Origin of the sequence: Nostoc commune NIES-4072, from assembly GCF_003113895.1 — a bacterium.
In the GTDB taxonomy this organism is placed as follows: Bacteria; Cyanobacteriota; Cyanobacteriia; order Cyanobacteriales; family Nostocaceae; genus Nostoc; species Nostoc commune.
On sequence record NZ_BDUD01000001.1, the window covers coordinates 4,148,324 to 4,172,398 of the forward strand.

Annotated in this window: 26 protein-coding genes, 2 pseudogenes and 1 riboswitch; of the genes and pseudogenes, 21 read left to right on the forward strand and 7 right to left on the reverse strand. The window is 41.0% G+C overall.

The window, feature by feature from the left end; genetic code table 11:
- Positions 1-41 precede the first annotated feature (41 nt).
- The 3 genes from CDC33_RS18260 to CDC33_RS18270 all read right to left on the reverse strand — a co-directional run bounded on the left by CDC33_RS18260 (position 42) and on the right by CDC33_RS18270 (position 4,085).
- Positions 42-350 (reverse strand): hypothetical protein, encoded by a 309-nt coding sequence (locus CDC33_RS18260; protein WP_109009684.1) that lies wholly within the window; start codon positions 348-350, stop codon positions 42-44.
- 65 nt (positions 351-415) lie between these two features.
- Positions 416-1,789 (reverse strand): phosphomethylpyrimidine synthase, encoded by a 1,374-nt coding sequence (gene thiC / locus CDC33_RS18265; protein WP_109009685.1) that lies wholly within the window; start codon positions 1,787-1,789, stop codon positions 416-418.
- A 7-nt stretch (positions 1,790-1,796) separates the two neighbouring features.
- Positions 1,797-1,893, reverse strand: a riboswitch (TPP riboswitch).
- A gap of 341 nt (positions 1,894-2,234) precedes the next feature.
- Positions 2,235-4,085 (reverse strand): tetratricopeptide repeat protein, encoded by a 1,851-nt coding sequence (locus CDC33_RS18270; RefSeq protein WP_109009686.1) that lies wholly within the window; start codon positions 4,083-4,085, stop codon positions 2,235-2,237.
- A 410-nt stretch (positions 4,086-4,495) separates the two neighbouring features.
- Here CDC33_RS18270 and CDC33_RS18275 point away from each other — a divergent pair.
- The 15 genes and pseudogenes from CDC33_RS18275 to CDC33_RS18345 form a co-directional block, all read left to right on the forward strand.
- Positions 4,496-4,698 (forward strand): annotated as a pseudogene (locus CDC33_RS18275) (IS1 family transposase); the annotation flags it as partial.
- 405 nt (positions 4,699-5,103) lie between these two features.
- A complete protein-coding gene (locus tag CDC33_RS18280) occupies positions 5,104-6,663 on the forward strand; it encodes a GMC family oxidoreductase (RefSeq protein ID WP_244919265.1) in 1,560 nt (519 codons plus the stop codon).
- A gap of 167 nt (positions 6,664-6,830) precedes the next feature.
- On the forward strand, positions 6,831-7,028 hold the full coding sequence (locus tag CDC33_RS18285) for a ferritin-like domain-containing protein (RefSeq protein ID WP_244919266.1): 198 nt from the start codon (positions 6,831-6,833) through the stop codon (positions 7,026-7,028).
- Between the two features lie 54 nt (positions 7,029-7,082).
- A complete protein-coding gene (locus CDC33_RS18290) occupies positions 7,083-7,751 on the forward strand; it encodes a pentapeptide repeat-containing protein (protein ID WP_109009688.1) in 669 nt (222 codons plus the stop codon).
- An 811-nt stretch (positions 7,752-8,562) separates the two neighbouring features.
- On the forward strand, positions 8,563-9,648 hold the full coding sequence (iolE, locus tag CDC33_RS18295) for a myo-inosose-2 dehydratase (RefSeq protein WP_109012626.1): 1,086 nt from the start codon (positions 8,563-8,565) through the stop codon (positions 9,646-9,648).
- 217 nt (positions 9,649-9,865) lie between these two features.
- Complete coding sequence (locus CDC33_RS18300; RefSeq protein WP_109009689.1) at positions 9,866-10,258, forward strand: YybH family protein; 393 nt, start codon at positions 9,866-9,868, stop codon at positions 10,256-10,258.
- Between the two features lie 34 nt (positions 10,259-10,292).
- A complete protein-coding gene (locus CDC33_RS18305) occupies positions 10,293-10,697 on the forward strand; it encodes a DUF4904 domain-containing protein (RefSeq protein ID WP_109009690.1) in 405 nt (134 codons plus the stop codon).
- Positions 10,698-10,792: 95 nt separating this feature from the next.
- Complete coding sequence (locus tag CDC33_RS18310) at positions 10,793-11,800, forward strand: sugar phosphate isomerase/epimerase family protein (protein ID WP_109009691.1); 1,008 nt, start codon at positions 10,793-10,795, stop codon at positions 11,798-11,800.
- A gap of 248 nt (positions 11,801-12,048) precedes the next feature.
- Complete coding sequence (locus CDC33_RS18315) at positions 12,049-13,308, forward strand: galactose oxidase early set domain-containing protein (protein ID WP_109009692.1); 1,260 nt, start codon at positions 12,049-12,051, stop codon at positions 13,306-13,308.
- A gap of 116 nt (positions 13,309-13,424) precedes the next feature.
- Positions 13,425-14,273, forward strand: coding sequence for an L-dopachrome tautomerase-related protein (locus CDC33_RS18320; protein WP_109009693.1), 849 nt, complete (start codon positions 13,425-13,427; stop codon positions 14,271-14,273).
- Between the two features lie 8 nt (positions 14,274-14,281).
- Positions 14,282-14,602, forward strand: coding sequence for a hypothetical protein (locus tag CDC33_RS18325; protein ID WP_219930045.1), 321 nt, complete (start codon positions 14,282-14,284; stop codon positions 14,600-14,602).
- A 90-nt stretch (positions 14,603-14,692) separates the two neighbouring features.
- Positions 14,693-14,866, forward strand: coding sequence for a hypothetical protein (locus tag CDC33_RS18330; RefSeq protein ID WP_244919267.1), 174 nt, complete (start codon positions 14,693-14,695; stop codon positions 14,864-14,866).
- A complete protein-coding gene (locus CDC33_RS18335; RefSeq protein WP_219930046.1) occupies positions 14,808-15,107 on the forward strand; it encodes a winged helix-turn-helix domain-containing protein in 300 nt (99 codons plus the stop codon). The genes CDC33_RS18330 and CDC33_RS18335 overlap by 59 nt, the downstream gene beginning before the upstream one ends.
- Before the next feature lie 166 nt (positions 15,108-15,273).
- Positions 15,274-15,657 carry a transposase gene (locus CDC33_RS18340; protein WP_109009695.1) on the forward strand — a complete coding sequence of 128 codons (384 nt, stop codon included), beginning with the start codon at positions 15,274-15,276 and terminating at the stop codon, positions 15,655-15,657.
- Between the two features lie 20 nt (positions 15,658-15,677).
- Positions 15,678-15,989 (forward strand): hypothetical protein, encoded by a 312-nt coding sequence (locus CDC33_RS18345; RefSeq protein WP_219930047.1) that lies wholly within the window; start codon positions 15,678-15,680, stop codon positions 15,987-15,989.
- A gap of 114 nt (positions 15,990-16,103) precedes the next feature.
- Here the strand turns inward: CDC33_RS18345 and CDC33_RS18350 are convergent, their stop codons facing one another.
- The 4 genes and pseudogenes from CDC33_RS18350 to CDC33_RS41300 form a co-directional block, all read right to left on the reverse strand.
- Entirely contained in the window at positions 16,104-17,309 is a 1,206-nt protein-coding gene (locus CDC33_RS18350; RefSeq protein ID WP_109009696.1) for a glutathione S-transferase family protein, read from the reverse strand.
- 128 nt (positions 17,310-17,437) lie between these two features.
- Positions 17,438-17,620 (reverse strand): annotated as a pseudogene (locus tag CDC33_RS18355) (ATP-binding protein); the annotation flags it as partial.
- Positions 17,621-17,728: 108 nt separating this feature from the next.
- A complete protein-coding gene (locus CDC33_RS18360; protein ID WP_219930048.1) occupies positions 17,729-17,926 on the reverse strand; it encodes an ATP-binding protein in 198 nt (65 codons plus the stop codon).
- Between the two features lie 76 nt (positions 17,927-18,002).
- Complete coding sequence (locus CDC33_RS41300) at positions 18,003-18,128, reverse strand: hypothetical protein (RefSeq protein ID WP_280524419.1); 126 nt, start codon at positions 18,126-18,128, stop codon at positions 18,003-18,005.
- Between the two features lie 545 nt (positions 18,129-18,673).
- Between CDC33_RS41300 and CDC33_RS18370 the strand changes: the two genes are divergently transcribed.
- From CDC33_RS18370 to CDC33_RS18395, 6 genes are all read left to right on the forward strand, one after another.
- Positions 18,674-18,865, forward strand: a complete 192-nt coding sequence (locus CDC33_RS18370; protein WP_109009697.1) for a hypothetical protein — start codon at positions 18,674-18,676, stop codon at positions 18,863-18,865.
- A 184-nt stretch (positions 18,866-19,049) separates the two neighbouring features.
- On the forward strand, positions 19,050-19,427 hold the full coding sequence (locus CDC33_RS18375; RefSeq protein WP_109009698.1) for a DUF6632 domain-containing protein: 378 nt from the start codon (positions 19,050-19,052) through the stop codon (positions 19,425-19,427).
- Between the two features lie 755 nt (positions 19,428-20,182).
- Positions 20,183-20,677, forward strand: a complete 495-nt coding sequence (locus tag CDC33_RS18380) for a DUF2231 domain-containing protein (RefSeq protein WP_109009699.1) — start codon at positions 20,183-20,185, stop codon at positions 20,675-20,677.
- Positions 20,674-21,267 carry a DUF2231 domain-containing protein gene (locus tag CDC33_RS18385; RefSeq protein WP_109009700.1) on the forward strand — a complete coding sequence of 198 codons (594 nt, stop codon included), beginning with the start codon at positions 20,674-20,676 and terminating at the stop codon, positions 21,265-21,267. The genes CDC33_RS18380 and CDC33_RS18385 overlap by 4 nt, the downstream gene beginning before the upstream one ends.
- 24 nt (positions 21,268-21,291) lie before the next feature.
- The gene (locus CDC33_RS18390) at positions 21,292-22,365 is read left to right on the forward strand and encodes a cytochrome c oxidase subunit II (RefSeq protein WP_244919270.1); all 1,074 of its coding nucleotides are present in this window, start codon (positions 21,292-21,294) and stop codon (positions 22,363-22,365) included.
- Positions 22,355-24,037: a cytochrome c oxidase subunit I gene (locus CDC33_RS18395; RefSeq protein WP_109009701.1), complete on the forward strand. Its 1,683-nt coding sequence runs from the start codon at positions 22,355-22,357 to the stop codon at positions 24,035-24,037. Before CDC33_RS18390 ends, CDC33_RS18395 begins: the two co-directional genes overlap by 11 nt.
- Positions 24,038-24,075 lie beyond the last annotated feature (38 nt).

Genomic DNA, 24,075 nt, shown 5'->3' on the forward strand with positions numbered 1-24,075 from the left:
TCGCATAATTTAAATTACCTGGGAAAATACCCACCCAATTCCTAGCCTATCAAGGTGATTTTTGTATTCATTCCCACCTTTTTACTCGACAGTTGAGCCTTTTTACTCGACAGTTGAGCCTTTTTACTCGACAGTTGAGCCTTTTTACTCGACAGTTGAGCCTTTTTACTCGACAGTTGAGCCTTTTTACTCGACAGTTGAGCCTTTTTGCTCGACAGTTGAGCCTTTTTACTTGACAGTTGAGCCTTTTTACTCGGAAGTTGAGCCTTTTTACTTGACAGTTGAGCCTTTTTACTCGGAAGTTCGTACACAAGAGCCGAAACTCTGGTTTTGAGGTAGGGGCAATTCATGAATTGCCCCAAAGCACGTCTAGTTTTGCGGATGAAAAACTATTCTAACGACAGAAGACAATCTATTAGCCGTGAGTCACCGCCTCTTTCGCCAAGAACTTCTCTAATTCTGTCAGTGCATCAGCATCAACCTTAGTTTGCATTGGGCAGAACTTAGGCCCACACATCGAACAAAACTCAGCAGTTTTATAAATATCTGCTGGTAAAGTTTCATCGTGATATTCCTTAGCTCTTTCTGGATCGAGTGATAATTCAAACTGACGGTTCCAATCGAAGTTGTAACGCGCCTTAGAAAGTTCATCATCTCTATCTCTTGCACCAGGGCGATGTCTAGCAATATCAGCCGCATGAGCCGCTATTTTATAGGCAATCAACCCATTCCGCACATCTTCGGCATTTGGTAAACCCAAATGTTCTTTCGGTGTTACATAGCACAGCATCGCAGTACCGTACCATCCAGCCATTGCTGCTCCAATGGCTGAAGTGATGTGATCATAACCGGGAGCAATGTCTGTTACCAATGGCCCCAAAACATAGAAAGGTGCTTCAGAACACTCTTCCATTTGCTTACGGACGTTGAATTCAATTTGATCCATTGGGACGTGTCCAGGCCCTTCCACCATTACCTGTACATCATCTTCCCAGGCTTTGCGAGTTAGCTGTCCAAGGGTTTTCAATTCAGCTAATTGTGCTTCATCTGAGGCATCATGGGTACATCCAGGACGCAGGGAATCTCCTAAACTGAAGGAGACATCATATCTTTTGAAAATCTCAATAATATCTTGGAAGTGGGTATAAAGCGGGTTTTGTTTGTGGTGATGCAGCATCCACCGCGCCAAAATACCGCCGCCGCGAGAGACAATACCAGTGATGCGGCTTCTCACCAAAGGCAAATGCTCAATCAAAATCCCAGCGTGGATAGTTTGATAGTCTACTCCTTGCTGGGCGTGCTTTTCGATGATATGGAGAAAATCATCAGCAGTCAGGTTTTCGATTGTGCCGTGGACGCTTTCTAAAGCTTGGTAAACTGGCACTGTACCAATGGGAACTGGGGAAGCGTTGATGATGGCGGTGCGAATTTCATCCAAATTACCGCCGCCTGTGGATAAATCCATCACGGTATCAGCACCGTACTTTACCGCCAGATTCAGCTTATCAACTTCTTCCTGAAGATTAGAAGAGTTGGGAGAAGCGCCGATATTAGCATTTACTTTACATTTAGAAGCGATGCCAATAGCCATCGGCTCTAAATTAGTGTGATTAATATTAGCAGGGATAATCATTCGTCCCCGCGCCACTTCCTCACGAATCAGATCAGCAGGGAGATTTTCGCGTTGGGCGACGTAGTGCATTTCTTCGGTGATAACACCTTGGCGGGCGTAGTGCATTTGAGATACATTACTCTGCCCACGTCGTTTAGCAACCCATTCTGTCCGCATATTGTAATTCCTCAATAAACAGCTTCCCTCCGCTGGTATTACCCAGACTCAGGTGTTAAGGGTGTGATCTCAGCCTGGTTATGTAGGCACCCCTAGCATGGATGTAGTGTACCACCTTCGTTATATCTAGGGGCAAGGGTGTTAAAACAATTCGCAATTCGCAATTCGCAATTCGCAATTACGTTTTGTAACGGGGATTTAGACCCCGCCACAAAACTTGCGGCTTGTTAGAAGCCGGGGACTTCAACCCGCCGAAGTTTGTTAAAACAATTCGCAATTCGCAATGGGCTTCGCCCCGCTACGCTAACGCAATTCGCAATGGGCTAACGCTCCGCTAACGCAATGACGCTCGTTCCTCGCTAACGCAATTACGCTTTGTGACGGGGATTTAGATTTGGGCATCAAAACACGCTGCTTGATGAAGCAGGGAAATTTAACACAAAAATTACGAATTACAAAGTTGTTCAATTAACTCAATAATTTGTTGATAATACTGGATATTTCCTTCTTGATAATACAAGTCTGCTGATTTCTGGAAATCTGTAATTGCTCGTTGATAGTCTCCTAGATTGCGGTAGACATCTGCCCTAAGAATGTAAGCTGAAGCCCAATTAGGCTGACGTAGCAAGGCTTGGTTTAAGTCTGCAAGCGCCCCTTGTAAGTCTCCCAATAGAGAACGGCTACGACCCCGATTGTACCAGTCTTCAGCAAAGCTAGGGTCGATCGCGATCGCCCGACTATAATCTTCTATTGCCCCTTGATAATCTTCTAGGGCATAGTGAGCATTAGCCCGATCGCTGTAAAATGCAGCAGATTGGGGATTTATTTGTAATGCTTGGGTGTAATCTGCGATCGCATTTTCATATTCTTCTAAAGCGTAATGGGTAGAACCTCGGTTGTAATATGCTTCAACTAAATCGGGATTAATTTCTAATGCTTGATTATAATCTGCGATCGCTCCTTGTTCATCTCCCAAAAGACGACGAGCATTTCCTCGATTGCAGTACGCTTGCGAAAATTCCGGAACCAACTCTATTGCTTGGGTGTTATCATCAATTGCTCCCTGTAAATCTTGCAATGCTTCACGAGCAATCCCCCGACCGTAATAAGCTGCGGCTAAGTTATCATTTAATTGCAATGCCCGATCGTAATCTTTAATTGCTCCTTTATGATCTCCTAAAGAACGACGAGCCGCCGCGCGATCGCAATATCCTTCTGCTAAATTAGGATTGAGTTGTAATAAGCGATTACTATCTTCAATTGCACCTTGATAATTTCCCAGTCGGCGACGAGCATTCGCCCGAAAGCCGTATACTAAAGCTAGAGTCGGATTTTCTTTTAACGCTTGATCATAATCTGCGATCGCACCCTCATAATCCCCAAGGGTACTACGAATTAGACCTCGCTCAGAATAAGCTTGCACATCATCAGGATTGAACTTTAATGCTTGGTTAAAATCCTCAATTGCTCGGTGATATTCTTTGAGATGAGCAAGAACCAGTCCCCGATTGTAATATGCTCCGGCAAACTTAGGATTGATTTCTAGGGCGCGGTTGTAATTAGCGATCGCACTTTGATACTCTGCTAAAGAGTAGTAGGCATTACCTCGATTATGATAAGCCTCTGCCAAGTTTGGATCTAATTGTAATGCTCGGTCGTGGTCAGTGATCGCTTCGTGAAAATTTCCTAAGATATGGTGAATATTACCCCGATTGCTGTACGCTGCGGCAAAATTGGGATGCCACTGTAAAGCTTGTTGAAAATCAGCGATCGCACCTTGATGATCGCCGCTTTCAAAACAAGCGACACCTCGATTATGATAAGCATTGGCAATATCAACATTGATATTATCAGCTAACTGGGTACTAGTTTCTATTGTTTGGATATAATCAGCGATCGCTTTATCGTATTTTTCTAAGGCAAAGTAAGCATTACCCCGGCTGTGGTAAGATTGGGCGAGATTGGGATCGATTTGTAATGCTTGGTTATAGTCTGCGATTGCTCCTTTGTAATCAGCTAAAAAGTAACGTGCATTACCTCGGTGATAATAGGCTGTGGCAAAATTGGGATTGATTTCTATAGCGCGATTAAAATCTGCGATCGCACCACGATAATCTTTGAGTTGACTACTTAGAATAATCCCCCGATTATGGTAAGCTTCCGCATAGTTAGGATTGAGCTTGATTGCTTCGGTGTAAGCTGCGTAACCCTCTGGGGTTGCCGGAGGCATCGCCTCTTGATAATTCCCTTGCAAATTGTGGTTTAATCCTTGGTTTAATAATTCTTCAGTATTCATATAATTTTTTGGTTCTTCAGTCTTTTTAAGCCTTCAGGTTTTAAATCACCGTTATCTTCAGATGCGTCTTTTAACATTCTTTCTATTTCATCTGTTGTCACTATACCTTTAGATGCTACACCTCACATCTTGCACCTGACCGAACAAACCCGTAAAAGGCAAATAAGGAGTGCAAAAATATAATAGAATTATTTTAGCTGATACAGCTTTTGGGAGTGTAGAATTTCTTCACGATGTACGCAAGTTTAGATATCATGCGGTTACAGGTGTAGCTATTAATCACAAGATTTATTTTATGAATACTCAACTCATTTTCTCATGATTTGAAAAATACTTAACACAGCCAATTACTGTTATTAGTTTCAGCAATGTCCTTTGGGTACGCCACTTTGATATAGTACTTAAATACTATAAATAAGACTTATATGACACTCGTGATGTGCGAAAATAGCCGTTTTCGGCATTATTTGGCTAGACTACATCGTAAAATTTTTTGTTACTCTAAGTCAGAAGAAATGCTGAAACACTCTATTAGACTGGTTTACATTATCTCAAGTATGGTTCCGTGCCACTCAACATGTGCGGCACTTGTCGGATTGCAGCGATCGCATGATTCATACTTGGATTCAGCAACGCCGTAAATCTTTGTTGTGCGATCGCTCAATTGCCTCATTGCTCAATCTCTAAGATTTTCTTTTGCGCTGATTTTTTTTATAATTTTTGACTTAGTAAAGGAATTTCAATACAAAATTAGCTGATTGCATCCAATCCACTGATTCTTGCAAATAAATCTTGATGGTAGCGATCGCAGCTTATAACCATCACTTTATTAAATTATGGGTGGGACAACTTCCTACTCCCTTAAACAGTAGAAAAAGATTTCACCCTTGCAGGCTTTCAAAGTTACGTCGAGACCTTCTATAAAGCGGTGGAGAAAAATCCCAACTCTCCTTATCCCGCTAACTCCAATGTTCAAAGCCCCACTGATTACAAAGACTATTTTATAGAGCTAGGTCCCATGCCCCTTTCGGGTTCCTATACAAGGGTTCTGGGCGGGACAACCATGCACTGGGAAGCAAAAACCCCACGGATGTTACCGGAAGATTTCAAGTTATTGACTCACTACGGCCAGGGTCTTGACTGGCCAATTGAGTATCAAGACCTTGAGCCGTACTACCGCAAAGCCGAGTACGAAATGGGGGTTTGTGGGGACGTAGATGAGCAAAAACAACTAGGCATCGAATTTCCAGATGGCTATGTTTTTCCTATGGAAAAGCTTCCCCCCTCTTACTTGGATCAAAAAGTCATTGAGAAAGTTAATGGGACTAAAGTTGAACTGTATGGCACAACCCATACATTAAGCTTTTCTACTTTTCCTCAAGCTCGCAATGGAGTACCCAATCCTAAATACGATGCTGGTAACCGCTTCGTTCCCGACGGAGTAACCAGTGTCCCTCCTGTTCAGTTTGGAGAACGTTGCCAAGGAAACGCTAACTGTGTTCCTATCTGTCCGGTTCAAGCGAAGTATGATGCTCGCAGAACTTTAGGTAAAGCCTTTGCAACCGGTCGGGTTCATGTACTCTACCAAGCGGTAGCTTATCGGGTAGAATATAACCACGAAAACGGTCACATCAGTGCCATTCACTATAAGCATTATGAGAATTCCAATTCTAGTGAGTACACTACAGGAATCGCTAGAGGAACATTATTTGTCTTAGCGACTAATGCGGTCGAAAACGCTCGCCTATTGCTCGGCTCTGAGTTGCCTAACACCAGTGGAATGATCGGGCGACATTTAATGGATCACCCTTTCACGTTAGCTTGGGCTTTGATGCCTGAAGTGACTGGCACTATGCGAGGGCCTCTGGTGACATCAGGAATTGGAACATTTCGTAAAGGCGATTTTCGTAAATTACAATCTGCCTTCGCGGTAGATATTCATAATGATGGTTGGGGATGGGCAACAGGATCGCCCAAGGGTGAAGTCGAAGATGCAGTTGACAATAAAAACAAATATGGCCAAGAACTTCGCCAGACATTGATTAGTCGAATTTCACGACAACTGCTGCTGGCTTTCATGTGTGAATTACTCCCCGAGTACGGTAACCGAGTAACCATAGATCCAAGGCACAAGGATAAACTGGGTAATTATCGTCCCGTTATTAACTTCAACCTACCCGACTACAGTCGCAGAACCCTTGCATACACCAGAAAAGTTTCTCGTGTAATCTTCGGGCGTTTAGGAGCAGAAGATTTTACTAACTACGATCCTAAAGACCCCGCCTATTTTGAGTTTGAGGGTGAAGGTTACGTATACAAAGGCGGAAACCACTTTTCGGGAACTCATATTATGGGAACAACGCGATCCAATTCAGTTGTTGATAGTTATCTGCGTTCTTGGGATCATCAAAATCTTTACCTAGTCGGCGCAGGAAGTATGCCAACCATTGGTAGTTCAAATACAACATTGACCGTTGCCGCGCTGAGTTTTAGAGCTGCCGAGCAGATGCTTAAAGAATTAAATTCTTATAATTTGCAAACCAGTAATTTGCAAACAAGTAATTTGCAAGCTATTTAAGGGCGTGTTATCAATTAAGATTACGTTCATCAGAGAAAGGCTTTGGGCGCGGTTTGAATGCAAAATTTATGAGGGCTGAAATTCAGCCCTAAATAGTGTTCTACGGCTATTTGATGATACGCCCTAGTACCCCTTACACAGTCGAAAAAACATTGCGAGTAGACATTATGACTACAGTCTCCGATAGCTTAAAGTTGATTACAACGGTCGATCAATTAAAGTACTATCTCATACAGGCAATGAAGATAGAACATGCAACCATTCCCCCTTATATGACAGCGCTTTATTCCATTAAACCCGGAACAAATTTAGAAGCTTTCCATATTATCCGGGCGGTTGCTGTAGAAGAAAAACCTCTAAAATAAGACTCATCTTTGAGCCTGACAAAATAGCAACAATTCCTAGTTTTAAGACCAAACATGAGTATTACATCTTGGTTTCGTAGACTCTCTACTATTGCCATCGGGATTATCGTTAGCCTAACGATCTTTACTTTGCCCGCTAACGCTTTCGTTGCGACAGATTACCAAAAGTTGCTTTTGACAAACGCCTGTGTTAATTGCGATCTATCGAAAGCCGATTTATCAGGTAAAGATTTGTATGCCAGTGCACTTGATGGAGCAAATCTATCAGAAGCCAATCTCTCTGGCGCCCTACTCAATGACGCAAAACTCAAAGGAGCTAATTTAAAAAAAGCCAATTTATCGGGAGCCATACTCATGGGGGTAACCTTGTCAGATGCCGATCTAACGGAGGCTAATCTTTCTCAAGCAGATTTATATAATGCCCTTCTGAGTAAGACAAAGTTGTTAAATGCGGATTTAACGGGTGCAGATTTAACAGAAGCCATTATCTCTGATGCAGATTTGTCTAATGCTGTAGGGAAAAATGCCAAGTTAAGGGCAGCAATTCTCTCTCGAGCTATTCTATCGGGAGCAGATTTGTCCAATACCTTCATGAGAAATACAAAGTTATCACAAGCCAAGCTGAATGGAACTAAGCTATCTGGGGCAGATTTATCTAATTCTTTGATGCCTGACGGAACTACCTATAATGGAGACGTCACTAAGTTTGGTGCTTTGCAGTGAGACTTGAGTCCTGCTTTAGCGTGAGTTGAAAACCTGAAAATTCAAAAAAATGTAGGGTGGGTTAGTACAATTTCGTAACCCACCATGCGCGAACATTGTTGTAAAGCATTGCCAAAACTTGCTCTTATGAGAAGGCAAATTTAAGGAAGTTTGGCTCAAAAAAAGAATTCTCATTAACCCAAAGAGAATCTTGATAAGGGATTAAAAATATAGAAACTGATGTAAAGGAAAAGAGCATGGCGATCGCCAAAATTCTTCTGCAACTTTTTCCACAATAAACTTTTGTTAATCATTGCCATTCCTAGACAAAAATTGTCCCAATTTATTCATCTTCTTGAGCTAGTGCGATCGTTCCTGTCTATGTAATCAATTAAGTATCTTTTTGCAAACGTGACGCCAAATCTATATCTGAATTCCAATTCAAGATATATTTTTACTGTGGAATAAGTTTAGTTAAAAAATACTAATTTTTATCTATATCAATTCTTTGTTACTCAATACTTTAAAAAATGAACTTTGTAAGATGCTAAAAATTTTATTAAGCTATTAACTGATTATGAAAGTATAAATTAAAGTGATTTTAAATATTAGAGAATTTTAGTACTTTCAGCAGTAGCACTTTCATCTCCAATAATAAGATGATTTCTCAAATTAAGATTTGGTAAATAGTTTTTTCACTTTAACGAGCAATAATCAAGTTTAATTTGTTTTAGCTGCTCATTGTAAACACAGTATTAACTTGCAAAAATCGAAAAAACTAATATTTTTTTGGGATAACTAAACTATGTTGAAACAACAAGGAAAACGTAAGATGAGTAACTCTACAGGTTGTAATCAATTCAAGTATATTGGTCGCTTATTAGTTGTGTTAGTGGCATTAGTATTTTTCGGGATGACTTACTTTAATTATCCTGCCACTGCCGCTACAAATAGGGACAAAAACTCATATTTAGTGTCTTTAGTTCCGCCTTCAAAGACAACACCTATATTCGATCCAGCAAAAGTTTCTTTGGGCATTACGCCCACGGGTTGGAGCAATGGTGACGATCCTAGTATTGATCTCTATCCTCGTATTCCTTATCAGCAGATTCTGAGTGAAATAGCACTCTCCGGCTTCAAAGGGTCGCAAACATCAGGTAAGTATCCAGAAGATATCGGAGTTTTGAAAAGAGAGTTAAAACTTCGTAACTTGACTATTTCTGAACCTTGGGTAGGGACTGAATTCACTGTAGGAAAGACAGATGAAACCTGGGCTGAATTCAAGAAACAGGTGCAATTTATGAAACAAATTGGTGGTAGCAAAAGTATTGTGGTAGCGGAATTGGGTAACGCAGTTCATCAACAGCCAGTTGCACCTTTGCCTAACAGACCAAAGTTTACTGACGAGCAATGGAATGCTTTGACTCAAGGGTTGAATCAACTTGGTAAAAAAGCAAAGGAGGAAGGTATGCAAATATCTTACCATCCCCATATTGGTACAGGAGTAGAAAACTTGGCTGATATAGATCGCTTGATGGCAAATACCAATCCCGAATATGTTAATTTGCTGCTCGATACTGGTCATTTATACTACGCAGGAGTTGATCCTCTGGAAGTAACAAAGAAATATGCCGATCGCATCAAGCACGTTCACCTAAAAAATATTCGTCAGCCTGTTTTAGATGAGTCCATCAAAAAAGGTTGGAGCTTTTTAGGTTCGATCAAAAAAGGTGTGTTTACTGTTCCAGGAGACACTAAAGAAGGTGCAATTGAATTTAAACCAATTTTAAATGAGCTTGCTAATGCCAACTATGAAGGATGGCTCATAGTGGAAGCAGAACAAGATCCTAACAAAACAAATCCTTTGAAAAACGCACTAATAGCTCGTAGTTATCTACGTGATGTGACTGGTTTATAAGCTATTTCAGCAACTATCAGTAGGTCAATTCAAAATTCAAAAGATAAAGATTATGAATTTTGAATTGATTTACTACATCCTTAGGGCTTTTATAGTTATTTCATCGGCAAATTCGTTTTGCAGTGTCATATTCTCTATTGCGAAGAGCGAAATATGATGGAATTTGCCCAATAGATGCAAATAAGATAATTAAACATTATTTCAACGGAGAATAGGAATGAAATCGAGTGATAAAGAAAAGATCAGAAGTGTCTTTGAAGAAGTATATGCCGCTAATGTTAAATCTGAAGATTTATGTGGTTACGGCGAAATGTATACAGAAGATGCTCTTTGGATGGCGCCGAATGTCGCCGATCGCGTTGGGATTAATGACATTGTTGAAGGCTTTAGCGAACAGATTGCTAACAACAAGATCGATCCAATTTTCACTGCCGAAGAAATTGAAGTCATTGGCGATTTTGGTTATGTCTTAGGAATTTCTATTGCCACAATTCACCCAAAAGATGGTAGTCCATCAAAACTGGTTAAATTTCGGGCATTATGGTTAATGAAAAAACAGGATAATAACTGGAAAATTAGTCGTCAAATTTGGAATAATAAACCCTTGTAATACTTCGATTTTACAACTTTTGGAGAATTGTAAAATGAACAAATGTAAAAAGGGCAAAGAAGAATATCGCGAGATTATTGACTATTATTTCCGCTCCTTTGGAACAGGTGACTTTTTAAAGGTACAGTTTTCTTCTGAGATTCAATTTCTTAGCCCGATTAGTGAAAGGACTATCAATGGGCGTGAAGAAGTTGTGCGTTTTGTTAGCGGTGTTGCAACTCGTGTTTCTGAGGTGAACGTACTATCTATTACTATTCAATATCCGAGAGCAAGCGGTGTATGGCAGATGAAGACAACAAAAGGAACTCTATATACTCTGCACAACTTCTTCCGTCTTGATGAGGAAGGGATTGTGTATATATGGCCTATGTTCGATCCCAAAGCTATCATAGATAATCCTGAAGGTTTGCTTCAGTGGCTTACAGGCAACGGATACTAATTTGACGAGAATTAATAGGTAGTAAAATTGCTTTAACTTATTAATTCAAAGTTCATAATTTTTGGATTTAACCAACAATAAACGCAAATTTTAACATGAGTAACTCATCATCTTTGCCTGATATTTATCTGAGCTTCTTCCTGTTTACCGCCAATTTGAATCCTAGTGATTCTGAATATCGGCAAACAATTCTAACGCATATAAAAGAGCTTCAAAAATTTGGTTACACTGGCTTTGAATTTCCTATTGCATTTAATGAAGATAAAAATTACGAAAAAGACATTGAAGATTATGCTAGTTTGCGATATAGTCTGGACTCAGAAGGGTTAGAAAATGTAAAAATTGCTACTAATGTTGGGGCTACCCGTAGCCTCGATCTAAGTTCTCCCTACTATGAACAAAGACAAGCAGCACTAGAGTACCTCAAGTCAAGGATTGATATAACAGCTGCACTGAGGGGTGAAATTATGATGGGGCCGATTGTCATTCCTTATGGTGTATTTCCAACTACTGACTTTAATGTTCCAATTTGGAGCGATCAACTTCAGGAACATTTAGCAATTCGCTATCGCAATGCTCAGACAATATTTGATGAGTTAGGTCAATACGCAGAGCAACAAAATGTTAAATTAGCAATTGAACCAATTACTCATTGGGAAACCCCTGGCCCTAACAAATTATCGCAATTAATTGAGTTTTTAGATGGAGTTGATAGTAAACAAGTAGGAGTAGTGATTGATAGCGCTCACGAAATTATTGATGGTGATGGGGCTGAGATATTCAAAGAACAAGTGGCATATCTTGCCGAACAAGAAAGACTTCATTATGTACAAGTCTCTCCTCCCGATCGCGGGGCACTTCATACAAGCTGGATTCCTTGGCAATCATTTTTAGAACCAATTTTACAAGTCTATGATGGCCCGATCGCGGTAGAAATTTTCAATGCTATTCCTGCTTTTATTAACTCACTTCGTTTGACTCGGCGTAAGTTTTGGATTCCTGGAGAAGATCCTGAAAACAAATATCCAAGTGCCTATGATATTGCCAACGAAGCCATCAAAGTTACTCGAACAGAATTGGATAAACTCAAGTATTTATGTTAAGTAGTTATCCTAAATTACTTAGATATTTCTGTCCAAATTATCGAAAGATTTATCTTTTTTGAGCAATCGTCAAATATTTAGATACTGACTTTCATTACTTGTGAATCCGATTATTTATCTTTTCCTTGCCATCATAGGGAATATAAAGGGTTAAATAATAAATAAAAGATTTTTCATTTAAATATCATTTAACCTCTTCTATCTTGGGCAATTCATTTCGCGCGGGTACTTAAGATTTCTCGATTCTTATGCTATTTAATAAAAATCGGATCGTCTCAGTTTTTCTGGCTTTTATTTTGGCTGTAGCTATTACTATCTGTGGCTGGGAACAGGCGATCGCTCAGTCAATAATCGGCCCTAAAGAAGAAATGGGTGAATGGGAAACCATCCCTCTGGCAGCTAAAGAAAATTTGATGCAATCTGTCCATACTTTACTTCTTCCCAATGGCAAGGTGTTGAGCGTCAGTGGTAGTAGTTTTCGCAATACCGTAGTTATTAACAATGGAGAACCCAATCCCACCTTTATAGAAGGAGTCAATGTCACAGATTATGATGTCATCAACAATACTGCCCTTTTAGATCCTGAAACTGGGAAATTTGAACGCATTGCTTCGCCACCAGTCCAGCAATATGCAGAAATCAACGATTTATTTTGTTCGGGTCATTTGCAATTAGCCGATGGTAATATTCTTTTTGTGGGTGGTACTGGACGATACTATCCTGGAGGAGCTTTTACAGGCTCTAGACAGGTCAACCTTTATGATTGGAAAACAGGTAAGTGGTCTGCTGCCGGACAACTCAAAGAAGGACGTTGGTATCCTAGTTTAATTTCCCTAGCTGATGGGAAAATATCTATGAATCCGGCTAAATTGCCCAGGCTTTATCATAATGGGGCAATTTTGTTACCGGATGCTCGTATTTTGATTATTGGCGGAAATGCCAATCGAACAGCACGGGAAAAAGATGGCACACTTCATGTTGATATCCAGCGAGATCCTCTGAAATATTATTATAAGTTTCCTAAACTGACAGACAAATCAGGTGAGAAGGTAAAGGAATTCAATCTTGAAGAATATTACCAATCTCCTCAAAGTTATTTTATTAAGGAAGACCTTGATAAAGGAGACAAACAACCCTTCGTCCCTTCTGAAATTTGGCAGGCAGAGATATTCAGTCCACCCTATTTGTTTAAGCCGGGTACTCGTCCTGAAATAGTTAAAGCTCCTGAAAGCCTCAACTATGGTAAATCTAGTAGCATCTCAGTTAAGGATGCCACAAAAACAGGTTCTGTAGTTCTGGTTAAGTTGGGTTCAGTTACTCATTCTTTCGATTATGGGCAACGATTAGCAGATTTGTCAGTCGAAAATGTTGCTTTAGGAAGTGAGTCTGCTATCAAATTTAGAGCGCCGAAAAATGCTAATCTTTACCCACCAGGTTACTACATGATGTTCTACCTCAATGAGTTAGGAAAGCCTTCCCACGCCAAGATGGTAAAGCTGGAAGTTTAAGCAGACTCAATCAAATATCAAAAAGAAGGTTTTTTCACTATGAAAAAATCCATTTTGTAACTACTTCCAGCAAATTACATTCTCTCAACCATTGGCGAAATCAATAAAATTTTACTATGGAAAATTTACGCGATCGCCTAGAAGTCGTAGCAGAATTACCGATTGCCCCCGGTAACATCACTGTCACACCTGAAGGTCGAATTATTCTTAGCCTTCACCAGTTTTATAACCCTGAAATCAAAGTAGCGGAGCTTACCAAAGACGATATAGTACCATTTCCTAAGCCGTCAAAAGTAAGATTTTTTATTTTTGATACCGTGCTAGGAATTAAGTCTGATGCTAATGGAACTATTTGGATGTTAGACAACGGCAATCAAAGTAAGTCAGTTCCTAAACTGGTGGCATGGGACACTCATAAAAATGAACTGGCAAGAGTGATTTATCTACCACCGCCCATAACATTAGATAGTTCCTTTGTTAATGATTTAGCAGTGGATTTGACCCGTAATGTTGTCTATATTTCCGACCCAGCAGATGGAAATAAGGCGGCTTTGATTAGGGTTGATTTGAAAACAGGGTTAGCTTGTCGCATTTTACAAGGACACCAAAGCGTAGTGCCAGACGACATTGATTTGGTGGTTGACGGTATACCAGTGCAGATTAAGCAGCTTAATGGGACTTTAATTCGTCCTCACTTGGGTGTGAATGGGATTGTCCTAGATACATGCAATGAATGGCTATATTTTTGTCCGATGCATGGTACTAGTATGTACCGCGTGCAAAGTGCAGACTTGAGCAATCCTGATTTGAGTGAAGCTGAATTGGGCAGCAAAATTGAAAGATACAGCCAAAAACCAATTTGTGAGGGAGCAACGCGATTTTGTGAGGTGCTAAAATCTGGGACGTATATAGCTTGTTTCAGGATGCGATCGCAACTAAAAAACCAGATTTTGTTGAGAATATAGGGGTGTAATTGAGAACTAAACCCCGATCTCACTTTTTCGCGTTGCTCCCAATTTGTGATGGCATTACCATTGACCAAAAAAACAATATCTACTTGGGAGACTTAGCAAATAATGGGATTGGAGTGATTACACCAGATCGATGCTACCAAATTCTAGTTACTGATGAGAAGTTGTCTTGGATAGATTCGCTGACCTTGGGTTCAAATGGATATATATATTTAGATTGCAATCAATTACATCGTTCTGCTCCTCTCAATGCAGGAGAAAATACTTCTATGCCACCCTATTATATTTTTCGGTTGAAACCTTTTACTTCAGAAGTTGCGTAGTGTTAAACCAAATGTCTTACTAAGACTATCTAAAATTCTTGATTTTAATCTGCAACGGTTCAATTGTAACTTTACAACAAGAGTTAAGCAATGGCACTAACAGAAGAAGATTTAAAAACCATACTAGAAGATGGCATCGATCCAGAAAATCCTGGTAAATACCAGACTTTGCTAAAAGATTTACAGGGAAACATTTTAAATGGGCATGGACGAGATCATATCGTACATCTGTTTTTACAATTTAAACAAACGGAAAATCGATGATGCTGCGATCGCAGCACTTGAGGAGGAGTTAAAAACAGGGAAAGGGTTTGCCAGCTATGGTGCAATAGTTGAATGGTTGAAACAAGAACATGGGCAAGATGTTGAATATGCAACTGTTTATGCGTGGGTGAGATATCGATTAGGAGCAAAGCTGAAAGTCCCACGCCCTCAAAGCCATAAACAAGACGAGAAATTGGTATCTGAGTTTAAAAAAAACTCGGCACCATTCTCAACTGTCTAGAAGAACATCTCGCACCTGGCAAGTGTGTTCGCTACTTGTGTCAGGATGAAACAAGGGTTGGACTCAAAACTCTTACAGGCAAAGTGATTACAGCTTCCGGAGTCAAGCCCACCGTTAAGGTGATATGGCCACGGGACAACTTTTGGATTTATGGTGCAATTGAACCATTAACTGGAGACCACAACATTATGAGTACCCAAAACTGGATGGCGAGTGTTTTCAACAGTTCTTGGACTGGCTATCTCAACAATTAGGTTCGGATTACGCTATTTTACAGGTTGACCAAGCACCGGCTCATACCAGTTCAGCAATTTGTTGGCCAGAAAATATCATTCCTCTGTTTCAACCACCATCAGCCCCTGAACTCAATCCCATTGAAAGGCTTTGGCAACTCCTCAAGAAACCTCTCAAAAATCAACTTTTCTCTTCTTTACAAGCTTTACGCGAACGCATCCAAGAGATATTCGACCAACTTACATTTGAGCAAGTAATTTCTGTCTCTTCTTATAACTTTATTCTAGAAGCTCTTTTCTATGCAGCTTCACATTAAATTGGTATAAAATAGTTGAGTTGACACAACAAAGATGGAATGAATTGGGAGGTAAAATAATTTTTATTAACCCTAAATACACCAGTGCTTACGCTTTTGATGGAAGTGGTAAGGTTAGAAGGAGTAAGATTAATTACTCTTTGGCTGTATTTAAAAATGATAAGCAGTACAACGCTGATCTCTCTGCTTCTTACAATATTGGTGCTAGATACTGGTACTCGTTAATTGTAGGAGATAAGCACTTTTCTAGAGTGTTCGTAGGCAAAAGTTCCAACGACACACTGAGAACGCCAGTAACTCTGGATACGCTGAGAAATCTTAGAGTTTCCTAGCGAAAGAATCCCCAACTATATTGCAAGCAATTAGTTGGGGTGCGTTCAAACCAAGATAACTGTTCACTGTTAACTGTTAGAGGAGCGCAATCTACCAGGATGGATACCTGAATCTCACTTGATTGCAAAGTTAGACGGGTCTTGATCTCGTCGATGCTTAGTAGGAATGGGGGCTGGCTGCCCATCACCCGCAAGGGCTGCGGTTTTCTCCAGGGATTCCCTCAATCGCTTGGCTGCGTAGATGGACATGTCTCGCGGTACATTAATGCGATCGCGCAAATATCGTAGAGCAACATCAGATCCCGATGGAGGTACACAGTCTTCACCTGTCATCATGTGTGTTAAAGCACAACGTAGCGCTTGATCAAACAATTTATCATTTAAAGGGTTGACTCGGATAATATTGGTGCGGTGTTCGATAGTTCGTTGAAGAGCTTCCATACGGGAGTTTTCGGGTTCTGGATAACTAACATCTGGTAGCCCAAACCAGGGGCCATTATCCACCCGCGCTTTATTGAGAAGCATTTGGGTTTCGCCGTTTTCCCAACAGCCCCCCATCTGGGGCGGTAAATCATGTGCGTGGGTGTGAAAGTCGCTCTGGGTACCGCAGTAGGTCGGTCGGCTTTCCATTGCCGCAAACCATGCGCTCAAGCGAGGGTTTTCCGAACGCAGGGAATAGCCTTTATAGTAGTAAAGGCTCGCATTCATCCGTTCGAGATATGGCGTAAAAATGACATCGACGATGCCGAAGCCCGATAGAAAGTAAGGGCTTGAGGTGCGACCCAGAGCCTCCTCGACCCTAGCCACCACTTTGATAAATTGTTCTCGGTTGCGTTGTTCTTGTTGAGAGGAATCGGTTCTAGAGCACAGCCAAGCGCACCAGGCTCTAAATAAAAGTCGTTCTAATTGACGTAGAGGAAGTACCGTCAGGTCTTCCATGCCTTGGTTCAATGGGCCAAATACCTTTTCCAAAGCGATCAAAATATCATCGCTTTCCTTAATAATTTGTCCATCTAGCTCGATCGCAGGGAGCATTCCTGATGGTACCTTACGTTTGTACCAACTTTCTTTCTCCCCATAGCAGAACATTGTCACTTTTTCAATGCGATAGGGGATCTGTTTTTCCTCTAGCCATAACCAAACTTTTTGACAGTAAGGACACCAGGCGTGGTTATCGCGGTATAACGTTACCCGCACATCAGATTCTGGCTGACCAAACAAGCGCAACCTGGCTCTAGCGTTTGTGAGACCATTAACGGTATCTATTTGATAATCCGTGAGAGTTTCTAGTTCTTGCCAGCTTAAGGGTGCGGTAGTCATAGGGTGAAATGCGTAGGGCAATTCTGTACTCTACCATCTGTGAGCTGTAAAAACTCACGGAAAAATTTTTATTGAGGATGTTGGAAATAAGCTGAACATTCCAAGATGAATACAGCAATGCTATTAGTTTATCCGCAAATAATGGGCAATTCAATACTAAATTCAGTTCCCCAAGCTGGATCAGATATCACATTAATTCGACCATCATGGCTGTCTATAATTTGGTAACAAATCGATAATCCTAATCCTGTCCCTTTACCGACTGGCTTAGTGGTGAAGAAGGGATTAAACCAATTCGCAATTCGCAATGGGCTAACGCCCCGCTCCGCTAACGCAATGACGCTCGTTCCTCGCTAACGCTGCGCTAACGCAATTACGTTTTGTGACGGGGATTTAGACCCCGACACAAAACGTGCTGCCTATCTTGCTGGGGACTTAAACCCCCAAAGTTCGTTAAATATCTGATTATGAATCTGGGTAGGGATTCCGTTACCGTTATCCTTGATGAAAATTGCAATGTAGCGATCGTTTAGTTTCTGCGTGCGAATCCAAATCCGACTAGGATCATTTTGCATTACTTCTTGTGATGACCTACGGTCGGTCGGAGAGCATCGCATTTGTTCAGCGCTTTACTGGTCTTGTTAAAGAGTCTGGCAGCAGGCTGATTAACTGCTAAAATTTCACCTGCGCTAGTCACACTAGCAAAGGGTCAACGCTATGTCTTCTCCTCAAGTTGACTCTACAGCGATCGCCCCGCCATGTTTGCCAACGACCATTTGACGAGCGATCGCCAATCCTAACCCGTTTCTTCGTCAACATGTTTAATAGTAAAGAAATGCATCAATGTCATTCACTAAAATATTTATAAGTACCTGATTTAGAGGCTATAAGATACTTATGAAAAAGTGAATATACATTTCAAGGAGTAGTAATTTTTGTTAGTTCTACTGTAGAGATGATGCTTAGTTTGTAATAAATCCGGGTTAACCCTATTTTGTCTAGGATGACTGTAAGCAATGGCGATGCCTACGGCGGGCGTTTGCGTAGCGTCTCAAAGAGAAGCCATCGCCTCCGACGGGGTATAGCCTATCGCATTACAATTCATACTTTCTAGTTATCCTACCTATTTTGAAGCTAGGTAAAAAACTTGAGGTAGCTGTGAGGAAATATTTGAATTAAACAGTTTTTTAATCTGTTAAAAATAAATTATCAACATTGAGTATTTAAAGTAGGCTAAACTGGGTGTAAAAGCTGGCAGAATATTAGTAATCTGCAATCAATCTTAATCTATTTTTTGAGAACACAAAGCAAATGTAGATGAGTTTTATCAGAAGCTATCAGATGATATTAAGGAGGCAAATATCATGCAAAAAGAATATATGGAGATTTTAGAAACATTAATTAATAAATTGACATTATCTGCAATATTAGAAATGTTAGAGCGAATATGTCACAAAAAAGCGGAAAATCTAAGAACTCATTGGCAAGATGAAACTTCAGCAAAGCTTTGGGATAAAGCCGCTAGACAGATAGAACAGATAAATGTTGATGTTTGATTAGACAATAAAGTTCAGTAAATAAAAGGGATTAGTTACTAGTACCGCAAGGCGGAAGTCAAAAGTCAAAAGCCAAAAATAAAAAGAAACACAGCGTAAATGTTTCGTTGATTTGAAATGGGTTGTTTATTTCCGCCGCGCTGTACTATAGGAATCCGGTTTGATTTCTGAAAATATACGTAGGATGGAGCAGCATCGGTATTTGCGAATTGCCCTTGTTATTGTTGGAATTGCTTTTCTCATGGTCTATCCGTTGATGAAGATATGGTCATCGGGCTGGTCATGGCAACCAGGTCAATACGAATATGAACAGATGATCATCGGCATTTATGCGACGCTCGGTGTATTTTTACTATGGGCTTCTCGAAAACCAGAAGCGCATCTTAGTTTAATCTGGTTCACTGTCTGGTCGAGTTTTGTTCATGGGGTGATCATGGCGGTACACGCAGTGATTGACTCTGCGGAACGTGGACACCTCTTCGGCGATGTTCCAGCATTGATCTTGGTAGCAATTGTCCTTGGTTTCCTAGCGTCACGCGAAGTAGTACCAGTGCATGAATAAGCGCGGCATAACATCTTAATTAAGAAATATTTCTAATAGTTCTGAGAGGAATTGCAGAGTGAGCGATCGCTCGACCATTGGGACTTAATAACGCTCCGGTAATTTTGCCATGAGGGTTTTTGTAACCCATATTCCGCACTTCGCTTTGTAGTACACCAGTACTACAGTTTTTGGGCTAATAGTCCTTGAATAGCGATCGCTAAAAGTCTAGTAGATAGCAGTGTTAATACTTAATCAGAATAATGATTTTTTGTAGCATTTATTGAAGTATTAAGGTATGACATTTTGAAGTGCGGAATGTGGGTTGTAACTAGCGATTAACGTACCATCTCGCCGTTTGAGTTGTACCGTATCATCTTCACTAGGAAGAGCTACAATACAGTTCAGATAAGACCAAAACACTTGTAGAGACGGCGATTTATCGCGTCTCGAAAACCCAATTTTGTACAATTAGCCCTTAACTGAACCGTATTGGGCTAAAACTCCCTTCCCTCCTGCCCCCTGCCTCCTGCCTTATCTCAACAATAAATTTTCCCACCCACCTACTTATCCTTTTCTGTTTCGGTCAGTTGCGTGTGTTTCTTAAGCAGGAGATAGATTTTATAATAAATTGAATTTTTTGATATGGATTTATTTATACAAGAGTTTAATTAACGGCAAGTAGCCATGTACTAAAGTTATTTATTAATCTTATAGAAATGTATCTTTTCAGGTGCTTATTATTAATAACAAACTAATACTCCAAGGAAAAAGCGATGTCTGCCTTACCTCTCAATAGCCAGAATCTACCTTACCCTGATCCTTTGCACCCAATTATCGTTCACTTTGTGATTGCAATGGTGTTTTTTTCTTTTTTCTGTGACGTGGTGGGGTATTTTACCCGTAACGTGCGTTTATTTGAGGTGAGTTTCTGGAATATGTTTGTTGCTGCGATCGCTATTTTCTTAGCAATTATCTTTGGTCAGTTTGAAGCAGGACTAGCACAAGCTCAGAAAGCAGCTCAGTCAACACTGAATTATCATACCGTCCTGGGTTGGTCACTAGGGGCGATTGTTGCAGCGATCGCAGCTTGGCGTTTTGTGATTCGCAACCGCAGCACCCGAAAAGTACCGCCAGCTTATTTGGGGGCTGCAACATTTTTAGTCTGCCTAGTATTCTTGCAAGTGTATTTAGGGAGTAAACTGTTTTGGGTGTATGGATTGCACGTTGAACCTGTAGTTCAAGCCTTGAAACAGGGAGTTTCACCATGAACCCACAACTGATTGAGCAGTTGAGATTACGGCTGGGCGCTAACGGATTACCTTACGAGATTCCTATACATCCGCAGTTGGTGCATCTAACGCTGGGTTTGTTCATCATTGCCATCATTTTTGACATAGGAGGAGTGCTGTTTTCTTTAGAAAAACCAATTTTCAAATTTTTGGGATTGGCTGCTACCCGTTCTAGCTTTTTTGATGTCGGCTGGTACAACCTGATAGCAGCAGCAGCTATCACATTTTTCACGGTTGCGGCTGGTTTTTTTGAGCTACTTTTGGCAAATCCACCAGTCGATCAAAAGAGTGCTTGGGGGTTAAATCCTGGTTGGACGATGCTTTTACACGGTTTGGGTGGCGTTTTGCTGTTGGGGATCATTGTAGCCATGTCTGTATGGAGAGGTTTACAACGCTATCGCTGGCGAAAGGATGATTCCAGACAGGTGCAGTGGAGTTACTTGTTAGCAGGGATTGCGATATTAGGCATATTATTCGTTCACGGAACATTGGGAGCGCATTTGGGAGAGGAATTTGGGATTCATGTTACTGCTGCTAATACCATTTCTAAGAATGTTGACAACAAATAATTAAACGAGAATTTATCAAATTTTATGTTTAGTGTTTTTGAATATGTATTGATAGCGGTTTATGTAGCAGTGTTGCTCGTCATCAGTCGGTGGATTGGGAAGCAGGCGTTTTCTTGGATGCCTCCCCAAGCTACAGCAGAAGCACAACGGGTAGATGATTTATTTAGTTTCTTAGTCTCAATTGGAGCATTTATCTTACTTGGGCTAATTGGCGTTATGATTTATGCGATCGCATTCCATCGCGCCCCTCCAGAAGACTACACCGAGGGACACCCTTCTAGAGGCGATGCAAGGCTAGAAATATTGTGGACAGCAACCCCGACTTTGTTAGTAGTGTGGATTGCTTTCCAAAGCTTCAATATTTATCAGCAATTAAATATTTTAGGTTTAAAGCAAATTGTGCATTTGCACACACCCCTAGAATCTGCACCCGCTTATGCCGAAACCGTCAGCGATGCCCCCAAACCTGCATCTGAAACTATTGATGTTTTCGTTAAGCAGTGGGATTGGTCTTTTCGTTATCCAAATAATGTTACTAGCAATCAATTACATCTGCCGATAAATCGCAGCACTCGCTTAAATCTGCAAGCGCAGGATGTAATCCACGGTTTCTACGTCCCTGAGTTTCGCTTAAAGCAGGATATTATTCCAGGGCGCGACATTGATATTGTGCTAACACCCATTCGTGCAGGCAAATATCGGCTGAAAGATTCTCAATTTAGCGGCACTTACTTTGCCTTAATGGAAACGGATGTATACGTTGAATCCCTCGATCAATATAATCAGTGGCTCACGCAAACTGCTAATAGCGAACAAACTCCAATGAAGAGTGCTGAGTTCCGAGTGCTGAGTGCTGAGTTAAAAGACTGCCCACAAAGTGCGGAGTATCAACCAACTCAGGATAAGAATATTCCAGCGATAAAGGGCGGGGCGTTTACTAAATGCGAAAGTACTCAGTACTCAAGACTCAGTAAGGTAAATCAGGCAGTTGCCGAAAATATCCAACCACCAAAAACATTGTTTAATAGCGGCTGGTACACCGTCACACCTGCTCAACCTGGCATTGCCAATAAAAGGAAGCAAAATAATGACACATGATTTTAGTCAAGAGATTACCGGGGATCAAGAATCGAAAAATTACCAGAACCAGCAGGGTAATACTTGGCGGCAATATTTCAGCTTCAACACCGATCATAAGGTGATTGGAATTCAGTACATGGTCATGACCTTCATTTTCTTCTTGATTGGCGGGCTGTTGGCGATGCTGATCAGGGCTGAATTGCTCACCCCAGAATCAAATTTGGTTGATCGCCCGCTTTACAACGGTTTGTTCACCATGCACGGGACAATCATGATTTTCCTGTGGATTATTCCCTTCAATGCAGGTCTTTCTAACTACTTAGTACCGTTAATGATTGGAGCGCGGGACATGGCTTTTCCCCTGCTCAACGCCATCTCTTTTTGGATTTTGCCACCCGCAGGTCTTTTACTACTATCTAGCTTCTTCCTCCCAAACGGCACTGCACAATCTGGCTGGTGGTCTTATCCGCCAATTAGTCTGCAAATTCCAGGCGGTGAACTGATTAACGGTGAATTTATTTGGATAGTCAGTTTAGTTTTAATTGGCATCTCTTCAATCATGGGGGCTGTCAACTTTGTGACAACTATCTTTTGGATGCGGGCCCCAGGAATGACATTTTTTCGGATGCCTGTGTTTGTTTGGTCGGTTCTCAGTGCCCAGTTATTGCAACTGATTAATTTACCTGCATTGACGGGTGCATTGATCTTGCTGTTGCTTGACCTATCGGTTGGTACACAATTCTTTAAACCGGATGGGAATGGCGATCCCATTATTTACCAGCATTTATTTTGGTTCTACTCTCATCCAGCAGTTTATATCATGGCACTACCAGCCTTCGGTATTTTTGCTGAGGTTTTGCCTGCATTTTCTCGCAATCCTCTATTTGGTTATCGGTCAGTTGCGATCGCAACCTTGGGTATTGCTTTAATCAGCATCTTCGTTTGGGTACATCACATGTTCACCAGTGCCACCCCTGGTTGGATGCGGATGACCTTTATGGCTACTTCAATGTTAGTTGCTATACCCACTGGTATTAAAGCCTTCGCTTGGACTGCCACCATTTGGAGGAGCAAACTACATCTAGAGACACCAATGCTGTTTGCAATGGGAGGTGCAGCCATGTTTATTTTTGGCGGTGTTACTGGTGTAATGCTTGCTGCCACGCCCTTTGATATTCACGTTAATAATACTTACTTTGTAGTGGGACACTTCCATTACATCGTTTTTAACACGATCACAATGGCAATTTTCGCGGCAATTTACTACTGGTTTCCTAAAATAACTGGAAGAATGTATGCTGAGGGTTGGGGCAAGTTACATTTTTGGCTGACCTTTATACCTGCCAATATTACCTTCTTCTCCATGCACCCATTAGGTTTACAAGGGATGCTACGCCGAGTTTCTTCCTACGATCCACAGTATCAAGGATGGAACGTCATCGCTAGCCTGGCATCATTCTTACTAGGAGCATCTACATTGCCTTTTATTGCTAACATAGTAGGCTCTTGGCTTTACGGGCCGAGGGCTGTTGACAATCCTTGGCACGCTACTGGATTAGAATGGACAATTTCTTCACCACCTCCACGAGATAACTTTGAGGAGATTCCAATTGTCACAAGACCTCCTTATGACTACGGCAATCCAAAATACTCAGTAATCGAAAATTCTAATAATGGTGAGTTTCAGTAGGGACTGGGGACTAGGAAGGAAATAATAGTTATAAGTTC

What these genes read in the sequence shown, in the direction of transcription:
- CDC33_RS18260 (WP_109009684.1), bottom strand. Translation starts at nt 350, where the DNA reads ATGAATTGCCCCTACCTCAAAACCAGAGTTTCGGCTCTTGTGTACGAA.
- thiC (WP_109009685.1), bottom strand. Translation starts at nt 1,789, where the DNA reads ATGCGGACAGAATGGGTTGCTAAACGACGTGGGCAGAGTAATGTATCT.
- CDC33_RS18270 (WP_109009686.1), bottom strand. Translation starts at nt 4,085, where the DNA reads ATGAATACTGAAGAATTATTAAACCAAGGATTAAACCACAATTTGCAA.
- CDC33_RS18280 (WP_244919265.1), top strand. Translation starts at nt 5,104, where the DNA reads ATGCCCCTTTCGGGTTCCTATACAAGGGTTCTGGGCGGGACAACCATG.
- CDC33_RS18285 (WP_244919266.1), top strand. Translation starts at nt 6,831, where the DNA reads ATGACTACAGTCTCCGATAGCTTAAAGTTGATTACAACGGTCGATCAA.
- CDC33_RS18290 (WP_109009688.1), top strand. Translation starts at nt 7,083, where the DNA reads ATGAGTATTACATCTTGGTTTCGTAGACTCTCTACTATTGCCATCGGG.
- iolE (WP_109012626.1), top strand. Translation starts at nt 8,563, where the DNA reads ATGAGTAACTCTACAGGTTGTAATCAATTCAAGTATATTGGTCGCTTA.
- CDC33_RS18300 (WP_109009689.1), top strand. Translation starts at nt 9,866, where the DNA reads ATGAAATCGAGTGATAAAGAAAAGATCAGAAGTGTCTTTGAAGAAGTA.
- CDC33_RS18305 (WP_109009690.1), top strand. Translation starts at nt 10,293, where the DNA reads ATGAACAAATGTAAAAAGGGCAAAGAAGAATATCGCGAGATTATTGAC.
- CDC33_RS18310 (WP_109009691.1), top strand. Translation starts at nt 10,793, where the DNA reads ATGAGTAACTCATCATCTTTGCCTGATATTTATCTGAGCTTCTTCCTG.
- CDC33_RS18315 (WP_109009692.1), top strand. Translation starts at nt 12,049, where the DNA reads ATGCTATTTAATAAAAATCGGATCGTCTCAGTTTTTCTGGCTTTTATT.
- CDC33_RS18320 (WP_109009693.1), top strand. Translation starts at nt 13,425, where the DNA reads ATGGAAAATTTACGCGATCGCCTAGAAGTCGTAGCAGAATTACCGATT.
- CDC33_RS18330 (WP_244919267.1), top strand. Translation starts at nt 14,693, where the DNA reads ATGGCACTAACAGAAGAAGATTTAAAAACCATACTAGAAGATGGCATC.
- CDC33_RS18335 (WP_219930046.1), top strand. Translation starts at nt 14,808, where the DNA reads ATGGACGAGATCATATCGTACATCTGTTTTTACAATTTAAACAAACGG.
- CDC33_RS18350 (WP_109009696.1), bottom strand. Translation starts at nt 17,309, where the DNA reads ATGACTACCGCACCCTTAAGCTGGCAAGAACTAGAAACTCTCACGGAT.
- CDC33_RS18360 (WP_219930048.1), bottom strand. Translation starts at nt 17,926, where the DNA reads ATGCGATGCTCTCCGACCGACCGTAGGTCATCACAAGAAGTAATGCAA.
- CDC33_RS41300 (WP_280524419.1), bottom strand. Translation starts at nt 18,128, where the DNA reads ATGTTGACGAAGAAACGGGTTAGGATTGGCGATCGCTCGTCAAATGGT.
- CDC33_RS18370 (WP_109009697.1), top strand. Translation starts at nt 18,674, where the DNA reads ATGCAAAAAGAATATATGGAGATTTTAGAAACATTAATTAATAAATTG.
- CDC33_RS18375 (WP_109009698.1), top strand. Translation starts at nt 19,050, where the DNA reads ATGGAGCAGCATCGGTATTTGCGAATTGCCCTTGTTATTGTTGGAATT.
- CDC33_RS18380 (WP_109009699.1), top strand. Translation starts at nt 20,183, where the DNA reads ATGTCTGCCTTACCTCTCAATAGCCAGAATCTACCTTACCCTGATCCT.
- CDC33_RS18385 (WP_109009700.1), top strand. Translation starts at nt 20,674, where the DNA reads ATGAACCCACAACTGATTGAGCAGTTGAGATTACGGCTGGGCGCTAAC.
- CDC33_RS18390 (WP_244919270.1), top strand. Translation starts at nt 21,292, where the DNA reads ATGTTTAGTGTTTTTGAATATGTATTGATAGCGGTTTATGTAGCAGTG.
- CDC33_RS18395 (WP_109009701.1), top strand. Translation starts at nt 22,355, where the DNA reads ATGACACATGATTTTAGTCAAGAGATTACCGGGGATCAAGAATCGAAA.